Consider the following 17,451-nt stretch of genomic DNA (forward strand, 5'->3'; position numbering starts at 1 on the left):
TGGCCCTTTTTTTATTTGGCTATCGGCACTTAACGTGAGCCGCGTAGAAATGCCTCGGTAAGGAACAGCGCACAAACATTGCGTGCCTCGCGGAAATCAGGCTCCGCCAGCAGCGCCATCATGTCAGCGATGGGCCAACGCACCTGCGGCAATGGCTCAGGCTCATCCCCTTCCAGGCTTTGCGGATAGAGGTCCTGTGCCAAAACGATGTTCATTTTGCTGGAAAAGTACGACGGCGCCATGGTCAATTTACTCAGAAAATCAAAGTTTTTTGCACCAAAACCCACTTCTTCCATCAGCTCACGGTTGGCCGCTTCCAGCACACCTTCACCGGGATCAATCAACCCTTTGGGGAAACCCAGCTCGTAAGATTCGGTGCCCACTGCATATTCGCGGATCAGCAGTAAATCGTCACCGATCACCGGCACAATCATCACCGCCTCACGTTCTGAAGGCCGCATCCGCTCGTACACCCGCCGCACACCGTTACTGAATTCCAGATCGACCGACTCAACGTTAAATAAACGCGAACGTGCGACCGTTTCCACTTTCAGAATTTTAGGTTTTTGCAGGTGTTTATCCATGATTGCCTCAAATGAGTTATCCGGCGGTACGCCACAGCACCGGGCGTGATGAGACGGATAACCAGAATAATGACTGGTGTGACGCGCACTTCATATACGCTTAAACGCTGACCAAATCCGATCTTGATCACATTGTGCGTTAATGAGAACCTTTGCTGCAACGAGCACAAGCAGTAATTTACTTTTTTTTAACAAGCGTAGCCAGCACCCACCAACTTTCTATCTTCTTTAAGCAAAAAACAGGGCATTAAATAAGATAATGCCGATATCGATAGGGCAACCAGGTTGCTATCATCACGCAGGTAAGACACAACCATAAAACCAAGCGTTTTATGAAGAAATGAGATCCCGGTGGAGAATCTGTTCTCCCACGACTGTTCAGGGTGTCTCTTGGTCATTTGACTGCGTATAATGCGCCACGATTCATCAGGTTGGTGAGGTTCACGGGTACAGAATGGGGATAGCATGAGCACAATAGCGTTGATATTGGCCTTAGTGCTTGCCTGCCTGATTGCTGCCGGCCTGTATCTTTGGTTTAAAGCTCGCAATCAGCCGCTGCTGACGCGCGCCCTGCCCTTTATCAAACCTACTCACCGTAAGCTGACCGGCGAAGAACGCGCCGCTGTTGAGCACTATCTCGGCCGGCAAAATAAGCCGAGCAACAAGCTGTTGCCCGGCAGCACAGCGTTGCCGTCCGCCAAACTGGCGTTAACGCCGCAAAGCGACAACGTCTACCCCATTACCCACGCGATTACCCGCTACGGCTTGGCCAGCGATGAACCCAATAAGTGGCGCTATTATCTGGACGCTGAAGAGGTGCATCTCCCCCCGTTTTGGGAACAGTACATCAGCGCCGATAACCATGTCGAAGTGATTAAAACCCAAACGCTGCCGCTGGTGATCTCGCTCAATGGCCATTCACTGAAAGATCATATTCACGATCGGCCACAGCCGCCGGTGGTGAAGGCGGCGCCGAGCCAAAACGCATCGATCCGCAAGGAAGAAAGCGAGCACGTCGAGCTGGTCAATATCCGCAAGGAAACCCAGGAAGAGCATGCGCTAAATCGTCCGAACGGCATCAAAGAAGCCGCGATCATTTCAGCGGCCCTGCTACTGCTGTTCTTCAGCCTGATTAGCCCGGTCGTGGTCATCCCCTGGATGATTATCGTCGCCGTGCTGATGATCGCCTGGGGCTGTTGGAATCTGTTCCGCCGGCCATCTGCACGCGAGCTGAAAGAAGTACACTGCCTACGGGGCACGCCCAAGCGCTGGGGATTGTTTGGTGAATCCAACCAGGGGCAGATCAGCAACATCTCGCTCGGCATTATCGATCTGATTTACCCGCCGCACTGGCAGCCTTACATCACCCAGGACTTGGGTAAAACGACTGACGTAGACATCTATCTTAACCGCCAGGTGCTGCGCCAGGGGCGGTTCCTTTCGCTGCATGATGAGGTCAAAAACTTCCCGCTTCAGCAGTGGGGAAGAAACGCAGTGTTGATGGCCAGTTCGCTCTTGGTTCTGGTACTGTTGTTGACCTATATCCCACTGAGCCTGCCGCTCAAGCTAAGCATGGCTTGGTTACAGGGCGCGCAGAAAATTGAAGTGAACACCGTACAAGCACTGGAAGGTGCGACGTTGCGGATCGGGGATACCCTGAAAGCCCAAGGCAACGGTATGTGTTATGTGCCGCCGCTGGTCAATGGTGCGCGTGACGCCAACTTTATGCCTTTCGACTGTTCAGGTATTTACTGGAACAATGCCGCACCATTGCCGCAGCCAGAGTCGGAAGTCATCGACAAGGCCTCGGCACTGCTGGCAACGGTCAATGCCCAGTTACACCCTGACGGCACAGAACAAAAGCTCAATCCACAGTTGGCCAGCGCCATTGAAAAATCCGGCATGATCCTGCTGGATGACTTTTCCGATATTGTGCTGAAAACGCAGGATCTGTGCCAAACGGACAATGACTGCGTCCGGCTGAAGAACGCACTGGTGAATCTGGGCAACGTTAAAAACTGGGCCACGCTGGTCAAACGCGCCAAATCGGGTGCGCTGCAAGGCGTTAACGTGCTGCTGCGGCCGGTAAGTGCCGAATCCCTGGAAAGCCTGGCCAAAGTTGCCGCCTCGTCGTTTGTGTACAACGAAACGCGACAGGCTGCTGCTGCACTCAACAGCCCACCACCCGGCGGTTTTTTGATCAGCAGCGACGAAGGTAAGCAGTTGGTGAATCACCCGCAACCGACCGTGCCGCTAAACGAGTACAATGCACTTGACCAATGGAATGAGCTGCAGCGCCTGTCCAGCATGCTGCTGCACACGCCGTTTGAAGCGCAGGGCATCATCACCAATATCAGCGTAGATGCCAACGGCACGCGCCACATTGCGCTGCACAGCGAGCCGGATATTATCACGCTCTGGCGTTTTCTCGGCACCAGTCTGCTACTGCTCGCGGTCGCCGTCATTCTGGGTTACAACACCTGGCGACTCATAGAACGTCGCCGCAGCAATCAACACAGAATCACCGATATCCAGCGCTACTACGAAAGCTGCTTTAACCCGCAGCTCTCCCCGATGTCATTAAGGCCAATGCCCTAAACCACATTCGTCGGTCTGCGCTCTGTCATCTGCTTATGTTAGGCTATCCACTGATCCTGCGGACCGCAGGCGGTTCGCCTATGGAGTTTTCATGGTTCCCAAATTTGACTGGTCAGAGATTGATACCGTACTGCTGGATATGGACGGTACTTTGCTCGATCTGGAGTTCGACAGCCACTTTTGGCTCAGTCTGGTGCCACAAGCCCTGAGCGAGCAGCGCGCGATTCCCTTTGAAGAAGCGCGTAGCATTATCCATCAGGAATATCTGGCGGTGCAGCACACCATGAACTGGTACTGCTTCGACTACTGGAGTGAGCGGCTGGATCTTGATATTTACCGCATGACCAGTGAAGTGGGCAGCCGCGCCCGTCTGCGTGAAGATACCGAACCGTTTTTACAGGCATTACGTGCGGCAGGTCATCAGACTATTTTGTTGACCAACGCCCATCCACACAGCCTGGCGGTAAAAATTGAGCATACCGGTTTAGATCGACACCTTGATTTATTACTTTCTACCCACACATTTGGTTATCCGAAAGAAGATCAGCGTTTGTGGCAGGCAGTACAGCAGCACACCGGTTTCGATCCTCAGCGCACGCTGTTTGTCGACGACGGTGAACCCATTTTGGATGCGGCCCGCACCTTCGGCATTCGCTACTGCCTGGGCGTACAAAACCCGGACTCCAGCATGGCGGAGAAAACCTTCCAGCATTACCCGTCAATGCGCGATTACCGCCTATTGATTCCGGCGCTGGCCAAGGGGGAGTGAATGAAAGATAAAGAAACACGTGAGGACAGCGTCCGGCTGGACAAATGGCTTTGGGCGGCACGTTTCTACAAGACCCGTGCGCTGGCGCGGGACATGATCGATGGCGGCAAGGTGCACTACAACGGACAGCGCGGAAAGCCGAGCAAGCTTGTTGAGCTCAACGCCGAGATCAAATTGCGTCAAGGTAATGAAGAACGCACGGTGATTGTACTGGCGTTAAACAGCCAACGGCGTGGCGCCGACGAGGCGCAGCAAATGTATCAGGAAACTGAGACCAGCATCGCCAACCGAGAAAAAGTGGCGCTCGCACGCAAGATGAATGCGCTGACCATGCCGCATCCGGACAGACGTCCAGACAAGAAAGAGCGGCGTGACCTGATTAAATTTAAATTTGGTGAGCAGGAATAAACCCTCACCGCAATGAGAGAAAACTATGTCTAACCATGACCAATTGCACCGTTACCTGTTTGAAAACTACGCGGTGCGCGGTGAGCTGGTTACCGTCAGCGAAACCTATCAGCAGGTTCTGAACAACCATGACTACCCGGCTCCGGTAAAAAAACTGCTGGGTGAACTGCTGGTAGCCACCAGCCTGCTAACCGCCACCTTGAAGTTCGACGGCGACATCACCGTGCAATTGCAAGGCGACGGCCCGCTGAAACTGGCGGTGATTAACGGCAACAACCGCCAGGAAATGCGCGGTGTAGCTCGCGTACAAAGCGAAGTCGCCGATGACAGCACGCTGCACCAGATGATCGGCAATGGCGTCATGGTCATCACCATCGCACCAACCGAGGGTGAACGCTATCAGGGCGTGGTGGCACTGGAAGGTGAAACACTGGCTGAATGCCTCGAAGCCTACTTCCGTCAGTCAGAACAGCTGCCAACCCGTCTGTTCATCCGTACCGGTGAATCCGAAGGTCAACCGGCCGCAGGCGGCATGCTGCTGCAAGTGTTGCCAGCGCAGGACGGCAATGCCGATGATTTCGATCATCTGGTGCAACTGACCAACACGGTGAAAAGCGAAGAGCTGTTCGGCCTGCCCGCCAACGAAGTGCTGTATCGCTTGTACCATCAGGAAGAAGTCACCTTGTATGAACCGCAAGACGTGATCTTCCGTTGTACCTGTTCACGTCAACGCTGCGCCGATGCATTAATCACGCTGCCAGCGGAAGAAGTGGCTCAAATGCTGGAGCAAGATGGCAACATTGATATGCACTGCGATTATTGCGGCAATCACTATGTCTTCGATGCCATGGATGTGGCTGCTTTATACACCGGTAACACCGGCGAAAGCGACCAGTTGCACTAAGTAGCACCTCATATCGGCGGGCGCACCCAGCGCCCGCCTGCTCACGCCGTTTGCACGTTTGCTTTTTTCCGTGTGCTATCTCTCATAACGTAACGAAAAACCGACTAAAACGTTAATTATTTGATACCTATCGCGGTTACTCGCGGCTGAATCCCTACAATTGGCGCCAGAAATTCTGTGACCAAGGAGTAGTGACATGCGTGTTAAAGGTATAACCCCTCAGGATCTGGCCGCTTATGGGATTCATAACGTTGGCGAAATCGTTCACAACCCGAGTTATGACTTGCTGTTCAAGGAAGAAACAGACCCATCTCTGGAAGGTTTTGAGCGTGGGGTCGTAACCAAGCTGGGTGCTGTATCCGTCGACACCGGTATTTTTACCGGCCGTTCCCCGAAAGATAAGTACATCGTCCGTGACGACATCACCCGCGACACCGTCTGGTGGGCCGATCAGGGTAAAGGTAAAAACGACAACAAACCCCTTAGCCCGGAAACCTGGGCAAACCTGAAACAACTGGTCACCACGCAACTCTCCGGCAAACGCCTGTTTGTAATGGATACCTTCTGCGGCGCCAATGCCGACTCCCGTCTGAAAGTCCGCTTTATTACCGAGGTAGCCTGGCAGGCGCACTTCGTTAAAAACATGTTCATCCGCCCGACCGACGAAGAACTGCAGGATTTCGAGCCAGACTTCGTTGTCATGAACGGCGCCAAATGCACTAACCCGAACTGGCAGCAACAGGGCCTGAACTCGGAAAACTTTGTCGCCTTCAACCTGACCGAACGCATGCAACTGATTGGCGGCACCTGGTACGGCGGCGAAATGAAAAAAGGTATGTTCTCTATCATGAACTACCTGTTGCCGCTGAAAGGCATCGCCTCCATGCACTGCTCGGCCAACGTGGGCGAGAAAGGTGACGTGGCCGTATTCTTCGGCCTGTCCGGCACCGGTAAAACCACCCTGTCCACCGATCCAAAACGCCAACTGATTGGCGATGACGAACACGGCTGGGATGACGACGGCGTGTTTAACTTTGAAGGCGGCTGCTACGCAAAAACCATCAAGCTGTCTGAAGAAGCGGAGCCGGATATCTATCACGCCATCAAACGCGATGCGCTGCTGGAAAATGTCGTCGTTCTGGCTGACGGCACAATAGACTTCAACGACGGGTCGAAAACCGAGAACACCCGTGTTTCCTACCCGATCTATCACATCCAGAATATTGTGAAGCCGGTTTCCAAAGCGGGTCATGCCACCAAGGTGATCTTCCTGACCGCGGATGCTTTCGGCGTATTGCCGCCGGTATCTCGCCTGACAGCTAACCAGACTCAGTACCACTTCCTGTCTGGCTTTACCGCCAAACTGGCCGGTACCGAGCGTGGTGTAACCGAGCCTACCCCAACCTTCTCCGCCTGCTTCGGCGCAGCCTTCTTGTCGCTGCACCCAACGCAGTACGCTGAAGTGCTGGTGAAACGCATGCAAGCGGCCGGCGCTCAGGCTTACCTGGTCAATACCGGTTGGAACGGCACCGGCAAACGCATCTCCATTAAGGATACTCGCGGCATTATCGACGCGATCCTCAGCGGTGAAATCGATAAGGCAGAAACCATTACTCTGCCTATTTTCGACCTGGCGATGCCAACCTCACTGCCAGGCGTTAACCCGGATATCCTGGACCCACGCGCCACTTACGCCAGCATTGAGCAATGGCAAGAGAAAGCACAGGATCTGGCCGAGCGTTTTGTCACCAACTTTGACAAATACACCGACACCCCAGCGGGCGCAGCCCTGGTCAGCGCCGGTCCAAAACTGTAATACCTTCTTTATAGCTTCAGCTAAGGCGTGGATACCACGCCTTTTTTTTGATGGTTGTTTTTAGCCAGGCCAAAGTGGTAATAATGCAGTGCAATCATTGATAGCAAAGGGGGTTCAATGGCGACCATAACCGTTAGAAATCTGGACGACGAAGTAAAGGAGTTACTGCGGATCTCGGCAGCGAAAAACGGCCATTCCATGGAAGAGGAAGCACGAATTATTCTGAAACAGGCCTTAGTGAAACAACCACCGCGCTATGGTTTGGGCACCTGGATGCATCAACACTTTGCCGAGTTGGGCGGTGTTGAGCTGGAGATCCCGCCGCATGATGAAACGCCACCCCGCACGGCCACCTTTGACGACGACCAGGTATGATTATTCTCGATACCCATGTGATTGCAGAAACGTTGCGCCCCAACCCACACTACAACGTCCTCACATGGCTGAATGAAAAAGACAACGATGAACTTTATCTGAGCGCGATAGTTCTCGCCGAGTTATTCGGTGGCGTTGCCTGTATGCCCGATGGGAAACGGCAGCGCATACTCAAACATAAGCTGGCGGAGGCGGTACAGATAAGATTTGACGAGCAAACTCTGCCCTTTGATACACTCTGCGCACTGCAATATGCGGAACTTATGGGTAAAAATCAGCGTGAGGGCCGGTTAATGAGCAGGGTGAATACTCAAATTGCCGCGACCTGCCTGCATTACGGTGCCGCCCTGGCCACGCGTAATACCAAAGACTTTATCCATTGCGGAATTGAATTAATCGACCCTTGGCAGGCAAGTACAGACCGTCGTCTGCATGAAGATGCGGCGGAATACTACGTCATGAGCAGAAAACCCTGACAGGGCAGCTACACTGTCAGGGATTAGGCGTTGTCTTTTGCTGCCTGATGCCCGTTAGACGACTCTTTTCTCTCCATCGGTAACGGAATATACGCCCTGATCAACAGCCCGCCACGTTCGCTGGTGCCTATTTCCAACGCGCCATGGTGCCCATCTATAATGCGCTGAACGATAGCCAAGCCCAGACCGGTGCCACTGGTACTGCGCGCGCTGTCACCGCGGACAAAGGGTTGCAGCAGATGTTTCAACTCTTCAGGTTTAATGCCTGGGCCGTCGTCTTCCACCTGGAACCAACCGCGTTGCAATTCACGACCGCTGCTGACTTTGATCCAACCGTTGCCGTAACGTGCCGCATTCACCACCATGTTGACTGCCGCGCGCTTGATCGACAGCGGATGCACATTCATCATCAGTTCACCTGGTGCCATGGCCGTTTCGATAACCCGCTCATAACCACTCTCGGCCGCGACCACTTCGCCCAGAATGCTATTCAGATCGCAGAGCTCCGTTTGCATTTCCTGGCCGGTGCGCAGGTAATCAATAAACTGCTCAATGATGGCATTACACTCTTCAATGTCTTTATTGATCGACTCCGCCAGATAACCGTCTTCGGCGCTCATCATCTCGGTAGCCAGACGAATGCGCGTCAGCGGTGTGCGCAGATCGTGGCTGACCCCCGCCATCAACAGCGTACGGTCATCCGCCAGCTGCTTGACGCCCGACGCCATCTGATTAAAAGCCCGCGTGACCGAACGCACTTCGGATGCGCCATACTCACGTAACGGCGGGGGAATAATGCCTTTGCCGACCTGCAAAGCGGCGTGCTCAAGTTCAACCAGAGGACGGTTCTGAATGCGTATAAACAGCCAAGCGCCACCTATCGCCAGCAGCATGATCGCCAGGGTATAACGGAACAGCGGCGAGAAATCGCCCTGGTGAATTTCAGTTAACGGGACACGAACCCAAATATCCGGCTGCAACCACGTCTTCAGCCACACGACCGGCGAGTTCTTGTTCACTTCCACACGAACGTCGGTCGGCCCACCCAGTTGCTGTGCCATTTGCTGACTGAGGAATTGATAGTGCTGCGCCCAGCGCAGACCGCTCTCCTCCGCCGCCGAGTTGGTGTAGAGAGAAATTCCCAGTTCACGATAGATTTCGCGGCGGAATGCCGGTGGCACTTCCAGCAAGGTGCCATCCTCCAGTTGCAGCCGGTCAGTCATCAGCATACGAACTTCGTAGGCCAATACCTTGTTGAACTGCTGCAGACTGGGCAAGATGGCAAAGTTTAGCACCACCAGATAGGTCGTCACCAAGCTGACGAACAGCAAGGTGACGATCAAGAGCAGGGTTCGGGCAAACGAGCTACGCGGTGAAAAGCGCAATCGCCTCATGCCTTGCTGCCGTCCGGGACGAAGACGTAGCCAAGACCCCAAACGGTCTGGATATAACGTGGATGCGCGGGATCTTCCTCAACCATGCGACGCAGACGAGAAATCTGCACGTCGATGGAGCGTTCCATTGCACTGTATTCACGACCACGAGCCAGGTTCATCAGCTTATCGCGTGAAAGCGGCTCACGCGGATGGCTTACCAGCGCTTTGAGCACGGCAAACTCACCGCTGGTCAACGGCATCGGCTCGTCTTCGCGGAACATTTCGCGAGTACCCAGGTTCAGTTTGAATTTGCCAAAGGCTATCACCGCCTCTTCTTGTGAAGGGGCGCCCGGCAGTTCATTGGCCTGACGGCGTAAAACCGCACGGATACGGGCCAGAAGTTCACGCGGGTTGAACGGTTTTGGAATGTAATCGTCGGCACCAATTTCCAGGCCAACGATACGGTCGACTTCTTCACCTTTGGCGGTCACCATAATGATCGGCATAGGGTTGCTTTGGCTGCGCAAACGACGGCAGATGGAAAGCCCATCTTCGCCAGGCAGCATCAGGTCCAACACCATCAGGTGGAAGGATTCACGTGTCAGCAAGCGATCCATTTGCTCAGCGTTGGCGACGCTGCGAACCTGAAAACCCTGCTCGGTTAAATAACGCTCTAAAAGCGCACGCAGGCGCATGTCATCATCGACGACCAGAATCTTATGATTCTCTTGCATTGTATTACTCCCAAAGGCTTTATTGCCTGACGTGAATATTGTTAAAAAACCCTGTCATTTCGGACAGCGTTTAATGGTATATATTCTAGACGAAATTGTTACAAAGCTTATTCTTTTGCCCATTTATCAACAATTTTCATCAAAATGCCCGCGAAGGTTCGCCAAAATCCCGATGCTCATTGGTTAAATTTATGATCGCTGTCTCTTCGCCCAACGGGCACGCCCGGTATTTGATTCGCAGTGTAACTCAGCCAGCGCGATAAGAAACGCGAGCGCCAGCAATTTTGCGCACTGCGGATGGTTGAACTCACATTTCTTTATGCAACGGCAGCCTACAGCCCGGCGTGAGTTTGTGCGACACTCTGCCAACGCAATGACTCCCTTCCCTTTGATATGCTCATGAAGGCGGAAAAACGATGAGAACGCAGCTGATAACCCGTGAAGGTTATGACAAGCTAAAACAGGAACTGGATTTCCTCTGGCGCGAAGAACGGCCCGAAGTCACCAAGAAAGTGACCTGGGCAGCCAGCCTCGGCGACAGAAGTGAAAACGCCGATTATCAGTACAACAAGAAACGGCTGCGGGAAATCGACCGCCGGGTGCGTTACCTGACCAAATGCCTCGAGCAATTGAAGATTGTCGATTACTCACCGCAACAAGAAGGCAAAGTGTTCTTTGGCGCCTGGGTTGAAGTGGAAAACGAGGGCGGTGAAATTAAACGCTTTCGCATCGTCGGCTATGACGAGATTTTTGGTCGCCGCGATTACATCTCCATCGACTCACCCATGGCCCGCGCCTTATTGAAAAAAGAAGTGGGTGACGCTGCCACCGTCAACACCCCTGTGGGTGATGCATTGTGGTATGTGAACGAGATTGAGTACGTTAAATAAGATTTCAGTTTTATCCGAGCGGTCGCCCACCGCCGCAGTACAGGCCGCTTTGCGCGTCATGACTGCCGAGAGGCGGCCTGCTCCACTGGCATTTTCCCCGATCAATCCGTATAACTGTCCCCCTGTTTACTCACCGTTCTCAACAGATACCAGACTTATGAATGACCCACTGAGCCGCATTATTGCAACAGAACTGCAGGCCCGGCCGGAGCAAGTTGACTCCGCCATCCGTCTGCTGGATGAAGGTAATACCGTGCCTTTTATTGCACGCTATCGTAAGGAAGTCACCGGGGGTTTGGACGATACCCAACTGCGCCAGCTGGAAACCCGCCTGGGTTATCTGCGTGAACTGGAAGACCGCCGTCAGACCATCCTTAAATCGATCGACGAGCAGGGCAAACTGACCGAACAGCTGGCGGGGGCGATCACCGCCACGCAAAGCAAAACCGAACTGGAAGACCTTTACCTGCCCTACAAGCCCAAGCGCCGCACCCGCGGTCAGATCGCGATAGAGGCCGGTCTGGAGCCTTTAGCGGACACATTGTGGCAGGACCCTCAGCAGCAACCAGAACAACTGGCCGAAGGCTACGTTGACGCAGACAAAGGCGTTGCAGACGTGAAAGCCGCCCTCGACGGCGCGCGTTATATCCTGATGGAACGCTTTGCCGAAGATGCTGCATTGTTGGCCAAGGTGCGTAACTACTTGTGGAAACACGCACATCTGGTCTCCAAAGTGGTGGAAGGCAAGGAAGAGGCTGGCGCCAAGTTCCGCGACTACTTCGATCACCACGAACCTATTTCTCAGGTGCCGTCACACCGTGCGCTGGCGATGTTCCGTGGCCGCAACGAAGGTGTACTGCAACTGGCACTGAATGCCGATCCCCAGTTTGAAGAAGCCCCGCGCGAAAGCCAGGCGGAGCAAATCATCATCAGCCACCTCGATCTGCGCCTGAATAACGCCCCGGCGGATGCCTGGCGTAAAGCGGTGATCAACTGGACCTGGCGCATCAAGGTGCTGCTGCATCTGGAAACCGAACTGATGAGTACGGTGCGCGAACGTGCGGAAGACGAAGCGATCAACGTCTTCGCCCGTAACATGCATGATCTGCTGATGGCGGCACCTGCCGGCATGCGCGCCACCATGGGGCTGGATCCCGGCTTGCGTACCGGCGTAAAAGTCGCTGTCGTGGATGCGACCGGCAAGCTGGTCGCCACCGACACTGTCTACCCGCACACCGGTCAGGCCGCTAAAGCCGCCGCGATCGTCGCTGCATTGTGTATCAAACATAAAGTGGAGCTGGTTGCTATCGGTAACGGCACCGCATCACGCGAGACCGAGCGTTTCTACCTTGACTTGCAACAGCAGTTCAGCGAGGTCAAAGCACAAAAGGTGATCGTCAGTGAAGCTGGCGCTTCGGTGTACTCCGCTTCCGAGCTGGCGGCGCTGGAATTCCCTAACCTTGACGTTTCGCTGCGTGGTGCCGTCTCCATCGCCCGCCGTCTGCAAGATCCCCTCGCCGAACTGGTAAAAATCGACCCGAAATCCATCGGTGTCGGCCAGTATCAACACGATGTCAGCCAAAGCCAATTGGCGAAAAAGCTGGACTCCGTTGTTGAAGACTGTGTAAACGCCGTCGGTGTCGATCTGAATACTGCCTCCGTGCCGCTGCTGACCCGTGTGGCTGGCCTGACACGCATGATGGCGCAAAACATCGTTACCTGGCGTGATGAGAACGGCCGCTTCAGTAACCGTGAACAACTGTTAAAGGTCAGCCGCCTGGGGCCAAAAGCCTTTGAGCAGTGCGCTGGCTTCCTGCGCATCAACCACGGCGATAACCCGCTGGATGCCTCAACGGTTCACCCGGAAACCTACCCCGTGGTCGAACGCATTCTGGCCGCCACCCAGCAAGCGCTTCAAGATCTGATGGGCAACCCGGCTGCCGTACGTAACCTGAAAGCCGGCGACTTCACCGACGAGAAGTTCGGTGTGCCGACGGTAACCGACATCCTGAAAGAGCTGGAGAAGCCGGGCCGCGACCCGCGTCCTGAATTCAAAACGGCGACCTTTGCCGACGGCGTTGAAACCCTCAATGACCTACAGCCGGGGATGATTCTGGAAGGTTCGGTCACTAACGTCACCAACTTCGGTGCCTTTGTCGATATTGGCGTTCACCAGGATGGCCTGGTGCACATCTCCTCACTGGCGGACAAGTTTGTCGAAGATCCACATACCGTGGTGAAAGCCGGCGACATCGTTAAAGTGAAGGTGATGGACGTTGACCTGCAGCGCAAACGTATCGCGCTGAGCATGCGTCTGGATGAGCAACCGGGCGAAGGGTCTCCGCGCCGGGGCGGCAATACCGCACCGGCCAAAGACAATGCAACCCGTGCACCGGCTAATAAGGCCAAGCCGCGTGGCGGCAACACACCTGCGGGCAACAGCGCAATGGGTGATGCACTGGCGGCAGCATTTGGCAAAAAAGGCTAAAGACGCCGCAAATTTGAACGACCAAAGGTACCAAGGGCGGAGTTAACTCCGCCCTTTCCCGCAAAAATATCCCCCAGCCTTTTTTGACCCGCCTCAATAAAGCTGCAATTTTTTTGATCTTCCCGGCGGAAATAATATTCGGGTGCATTACGCCATAAAAGAGGGGTGAATAGCCATTTGTTAACATCGTTATTAACACCGCGTTCTCATTTCAGTATTTCCCTGCTAAACACAAATGGTTACTGCTCGTATTCAGCCCGAGAAATGTTGCCAAATAAATACGGATTTTGACGCTGTCGGATCAAAGCTGCCGAATCTGTCGCTAATTTTTTCAAAGTAGAAAAAAACGCTGCAATTACGTAACTGATTTAACTCGCCATTCGCATTTGCACCCCACGAAACCGGGTGATAAAAGAGTCCTGCCAGGCAACCCTGAGCGCTAAATGTGATCGCTACAACCTTTGGTTACCAATACCCCTATTTTTTGTATTGAATACGATAATTATTCTCACTATTATTATTTTGCGTGTTCACTGCATAGCCTCATGGATTGAAAACGTCGGTAACCCTGTGTGGTTACTGCGGCATTTCCTTTAGAACGTTCTTTTATCATCACCAGCCCAATAACAAGGGCTCAGAGAAGGTTATATGCATCTTCTGCCTAAACGGTCATATAAGATTGCCGGCTTCGCTACTGACATTGGCCCCGCTTATCGCCAGAAACTTCTCTCACTCGGCATGCTACCGGGGTCGTCATTTGAGGTCGTCCGCGTCGCGCCATTGGGCGACCCGATAGAAATCAAAACTCGCCGCGTCAGCCTGGTGCTGCGTAGAAAGGATCTGGCCTTGATTCTGCTCGACGGCCAATCCTGATCCTGAACCATTTTGCCTTGGCCATGCGCATCGCCTGGCCCCATTTCCATTGACTGATATCACGCTAAATTATGAAAAAACTCACTATTGGCTTAATAGGCAACCCCAACTCCGGTAAGACTACGCTGTTCAACCAGCTTACCGGGGCGCGCCAGCGGGTCGGTAACTGGGCAGGCGTGACGGTAGAGCGTAAAGAGGGCCTGTTCACTACACCACAGTCACAGGTCAAACTGGTTGATCTTCCCGGTACCTACTCTCTGACCACCATCTCGGAACAAACCTCACTCGATGAGCAAATCGCCTGCCACTACATTCTCAGTGGCGACGCCGATTTGCTGATCAACGTGGTCGATGCGTCCAACCTGGAGCGTAACCTGTACCTGACGCTGCAACTGTTGGAACTGGGTATTCCCTGCATTGTCGCGCTGAATATGTTGGATATCGCCCGAAGCCAAAAGATTGAGATTGATATCGCTGCGCTGTCTGCCCGCCTTGGCTGCCCAGTGGTACCGCTGGTGTCCACCAAAGCCGACGGCATTGGTGTGCTCAAGCAAATGATCGACAATCATCAGTTCAACGAATTAAAAGCGCTGGTGAACTACCCGCAGCTCCTGCTAAAAGAAGTGGCAACGCTGACCGATGCCATGCCGCAAACCCTTCCAAACGAGCAACGCCGTTGGTTGGCCCTGCAAATGCTGGAAGGCGATATCTACAGTCATACCTTAGCCGGTCCTGCGGCTGCACTGCTGCCGGCCGCTCGGCAGGCGCTCCAACAGCAACATCAGGAAGACCCGGCACTGGTAATAGCCGATGCGCGTTATCAGTCGATTGCCTCCCTGTGTGACGCGGTCAGCAACTCACAACACGCCATGCCAAACCGCCTGACCGAAGCATTGGACAAGGTGATCCTGAATCGCTGGCTGGGCGTGCCTATCTTCCTGCTGGTGATGTATTTGATGTTCCTGCTGGCGATTAACCTCGGCGGCGCCCTGCAGCCGATTTTCGATATCGGCTCGGCAGCGATCTTTATCCAGGGCATTCAATGGCTGGGTTACACCCTGCATTTCCCTGAATGGCTGACCATTTTCCTGGCTCAGGGCGTCGGCGGCGGTATCAACACCGTGCTGCCACTGGTGCCGCAAATCGGCATGATGTACCTGTTCCTGTCTTTCCTCGAGGATTCCGGCTATATGGCACGGGCGGCATTCGTGATGGACCGCTTGATGCAAGCGCTCGGGCTGCCGGGCAAATCTTTCGTGCCCCTGATTGTCGGCTTCGGCTGCAACGTGCCATCCATCATGGGTGCCCGTACGTTGGATGCGCAGCGGGAGCGTTTAATTACCATCATGATGGCCCCGTTCATGTCCTGCGGTGCCCGATTGGCGATCTTCGCCGTGTTTGCTGCCGCCTTCTTTGGTCAGGACGGCGCAGGCGTGGTGTTCTCACTGTACATGCTCGGCATTGTGGTCGCGATCCTTACCGGATTGGTGCTCAAATACACCATCATGCGTGGGGAAGCGTCTCCCTTCGTCATGGAACTGCCGGTTTACCATGTCCCACACTTGAAGAGCCTGCTATTGCAGACCTGGCAACGCCTGAAAGGCTTCGTGCTGCGCGCAGGTAAAGTGATCGTGATTGCCAGTATCTTCATTGGCGGCTTGAACAGCTTTTCGTTCAGCGGCAAGCCGGTAGATGACATCAATGATTCCGCGTTGGCGTCGGTATCCAAGGTGCTGACACCGCTGCTGCAGCCAATGGGCGTACATAACGATAACTGGCAGGCCACCGTCGGTCTGGTGACCGGTGCTATGGCAAAAGAAGTTGTGGTCGGCACATTGAACACCCTGTACACCGCCGAGCGCATCAATAATACCGAGTTTGATGCCGCTAACTTTAACCTGTTGGACGAACTGGGCGGTGCGGTGGAAACCACCTGGCAGGGTCTGAAAGACACGTTCAGCCTGAGCGTACTGTCCAACCCGATTGAGGCGAGTAAGGGTGACGGGGAAATGGACGTCGGTTCAATGGGGGTGATGAGCAGCAAATTCGGTTCCGGGGTTTCCGCCTACAGTTACCTGATTTTTGTGCTGCTGTACGTACCTTGCGTCTCGGTGATGGGAGCCATCGCCCGTGAGTCCAGCCGCGGTTGGATGACGTTCTCCATTCTCTGGGGGCTGAATATCGCCTACTCGTTGGCCACGCTATTTTATCAAACCGCCACTTTTGCCCAGCACCCGCAGTACAGCCTGACGGCAATCACCATTGTGGTGCTGTTCAATCTGTTGATCTTGTTTGGCCTGCGTCGCGCTCGCAGCCGGGTCACCGTGCGTCTGGGCAATGCTACCCCAGCGGCCTGTTGCCAGGGCAGCAAGGGTGACTGTCACTGATGGCAAGCCTGTTGCAGATCCGCGATGCCTTGGCGCTGCATGGCAGCGTGCAGGCGCTGCAGCTCAGCCGTCAGTTGGCAACCCCATTGCCGCTGGTGCAGGCCATGCTGGAACGGTTAATGGCGATGGGTAAAGTGGAGCGTATTGAGCAAGATAACAGCGCCTGCCTAAGCGTTAGTTGCAAAAGCTGCCCGGAAGGCCAGGGGTGCAGTACGGTGGTGTATCGTCTGAAGAAGTGAAGATTGGGGCGCAGCACAAAGGCGCGCCCCTTCTTAATCAATCGTTATTTCTTGTCTTTGTACACGTCAGCGATAGCGCTGAACTTGCCGTGCTCACGACCTGCCAGAATAACGTAATATTGCCCACCTTTTTCATCGGCCAGTTTGGACAATTCCTCTTTCGCATCCATCGGCGACGTGGTTTGGGCGGTGGTGGTTACGGTACCCACTTTCTCGTATTTACCTGGGTTCTTGTCCAGATCTTCCTTGGTCAGCATGGTTGCTGCCAGGGTGCTGAAGGACACTGAACCCACAACCAACGCGGCAATAATCATTTTCAAAGATTTCATTACAATACCTCTCAATGGATAATTTATTTATTATGAAAGCCGTCCAGAGTAAATGCGTAATAACACCGGCTGCCGCGACATCTTCAGACCTCGTTGCTTTCCCTGACGAGAGCCGTTTTCCCAGAGACGAAACGTCAAAATGAAAAAACCGTGAGCGTTTTTTTCATTTTCCAGCCAACGCAGTTACCCCCCTAAGTATTGAACA

The 17,451-nt window shown here is 54.0% G+C and carries 16 protein-coding genes; 12 read left to right on the forward strand and 4 right to left on the reverse strand.

Annotated elements, in window-relative coordinates; genetic code table 11:
* Positions 1–29 precede the first annotated feature (29 nt).
* Positions 30–584: an ADP compounds hydrolase NudE gene (gene nudE / locus AC2FC2_RS17240; protein ID WP_209639145.1), complete on the reverse strand. Its 555-nt coding sequence runs from the start codon at positions 582–584 to the stop codon at positions 30–32.
* Positions 585–1,049: 465 nt separating this feature from the next.
* Between nudE and AC2FC2_RS17245 the strand changes: the two genes are divergently transcribed.
* The 7 genes from AC2FC2_RS17245 to AC2FC2_RS17275 all read left to right on the forward strand — a co-directional run bounded on the left by AC2FC2_RS17245 (position 1,050) and on the right by AC2FC2_RS17275 (position 7,930).
* The gene (locus tag AC2FC2_RS17245) at positions 1,050–3,182 is read left to right on the forward strand and encodes an intracellular growth attenuator family protein (RefSeq protein ID WP_404760835.1); all 2,133 of its coding nucleotides are present in this window, start codon (positions 1,050–1,052) and stop codon (positions 3,180–3,182) included.
* Positions 3,183–3,273: 91 nt separating this feature from the next.
* Entirely contained in the window at positions 3,274–3,951 is a 678-nt protein-coding gene (gene yrfG / locus AC2FC2_RS17250) for a GMP/IMP nucleotidase (protein WP_209639149.1), read from the forward strand.
* Positions 3,952–4,359 carry a ribosome-associated heat shock protein Hsp15 gene (gene hslR / locus AC2FC2_RS17255; RefSeq protein WP_209639151.1) on the forward strand — a complete coding sequence of 136 codons (408 nt, stop codon included), beginning with the start codon at positions 3,952–3,954 and terminating at the stop codon, positions 4,357–4,359. It abuts the gene before it with no gap.
* A gap of 25 nt (positions 4,360–4,384) precedes the next feature.
* A complete protein-coding gene (hslO, locus tag AC2FC2_RS17260; protein WP_209639153.1) occupies positions 4,385–5,263 on the forward strand; it encodes an Hsp33 family molecular chaperone HslO in 879 nt (292 codons plus the stop codon).
* A gap of 196 nt (positions 5,264–5,459) precedes the next feature.
* Positions 5,460–7,079, forward strand: coding sequence for a phosphoenolpyruvate carboxykinase (ATP) (gene pckA / locus AC2FC2_RS17265; protein ID WP_490659616.1), 1,620 nt, complete (start codon positions 5,460–5,462; stop codon positions 7,077–7,079).
* A gap of 117 nt (positions 7,080–7,196) precedes the next feature.
* The gene (locus AC2FC2_RS17270; protein ID WP_490659617.1) at positions 7,197–7,454 is read left to right on the forward strand and encodes a FitA-like ribbon-helix-helix domain-containing protein; all 258 of its coding nucleotides are present in this window, start codon (positions 7,197–7,199) and stop codon (positions 7,452–7,454) included.
* A complete protein-coding gene (locus tag AC2FC2_RS17275) occupies positions 7,451–7,930 on the forward strand; it encodes a type II toxin-antitoxin system VapC family toxin (protein WP_209639159.1) in 480 nt (159 codons plus the stop codon). The genes AC2FC2_RS17270 and AC2FC2_RS17275 overlap by 4 nt, the downstream gene beginning before the upstream one ends.
* A gap of 23 nt (positions 7,931–7,953) precedes the next feature.
* Here the strand turns inward: AC2FC2_RS17275 and envZ are convergent, their stop codons facing one another.
* Both envZ and ompR read right to left on the reverse strand, forming a co-directional pair.
* Positions 7,954–9,324 (reverse strand): two-component system sensor histidine kinase EnvZ, encoded by a 1,371-nt coding sequence (envZ, locus tag AC2FC2_RS17280; RefSeq protein ID WP_490659618.1) that lies wholly within the window; start codon positions 9,322–9,324, stop codon positions 7,954–7,956.
* Entirely contained in the window at positions 9,321–10,040 is a 720-nt protein-coding gene (ompR, locus tag AC2FC2_RS17285) for an osmolarity response regulator transcription factor OmpR (RefSeq protein WP_004709363.1), read from the reverse strand. Before ompR ends, envZ begins: the two co-directional genes overlap by 4 nt.
* Before the next feature lie 416 nt (positions 10,041–10,456).
* Here ompR and greB point away from each other — a divergent pair, with 416 nt between their 5' ends.
* The 5 genes from greB (at position 10,457) to AC2FC2_RS17310 (ending at position 16,917) form a co-directional block, all read left to right on the forward strand.
* A complete protein-coding gene (gene greB / locus AC2FC2_RS17290; RefSeq protein ID WP_209639163.1) occupies positions 10,457–10,930 on the forward strand; it encodes a transcription elongation factor GreB in 474 nt (157 codons plus the stop codon).
* Positions 10,931–11,087: 157 nt separating this feature from the next.
* The gene (locus AC2FC2_RS17295) at positions 11,088–13,418 is read left to right on the forward strand and encodes a Tex family protein (RefSeq protein WP_209639165.1); all 2,331 of its coding nucleotides are present in this window, start codon (positions 11,088–11,090) and stop codon (positions 13,416–13,418) included.
* Positions 13,419–14,066: 648 nt separating this feature from the next.
* On the forward strand, positions 14,067–14,291 hold the full coding sequence (gene feoA, locus AC2FC2_RS17300; protein WP_209639167.1) for a ferrous iron transporter A: 225 nt from the start codon (positions 14,067–14,069) through the stop codon (positions 14,289–14,291).
* 71 nt (positions 14,292–14,362) lie between these two features.
* Complete coding sequence (feoB, locus tag AC2FC2_RS17305) at positions 14,363–16,678, forward strand: Fe(2+) transporter permease subunit FeoB (RefSeq protein ID WP_209639170.1); 2,316 nt, start codon at positions 14,363–14,365, stop codon at positions 16,676–16,678.
* On the forward strand, positions 16,678–16,917 hold the full coding sequence (locus tag AC2FC2_RS17310) for a FeoC-like transcriptional regulator (protein ID WP_490659619.1): 240 nt from the start codon (positions 16,678–16,680) through the stop codon (positions 16,915–16,917). Before feoB ends, AC2FC2_RS17310 begins: the two co-directional genes overlap by 1 nt.
* Before the next feature lie 44 nt (positions 16,918–16,961).
* On the opposite strand, the gene AC2FC2_RS17315 is transcribed toward AC2FC2_RS17310, so the two are convergent.
* Entirely contained in the window at positions 16,962–17,246 is a 285-nt protein-coding gene (locus AC2FC2_RS17315) for a YdgH/BhsA/McbA-like domain containing protein (RefSeq protein WP_209639174.1), read from the reverse strand.
* Between the last annotated feature and the right edge of the window lie 205 nt (positions 17,247–17,451).

It is taken from the genome of Serratia sp. CoH_122_TC_1 (assembly GCF_058191755.1).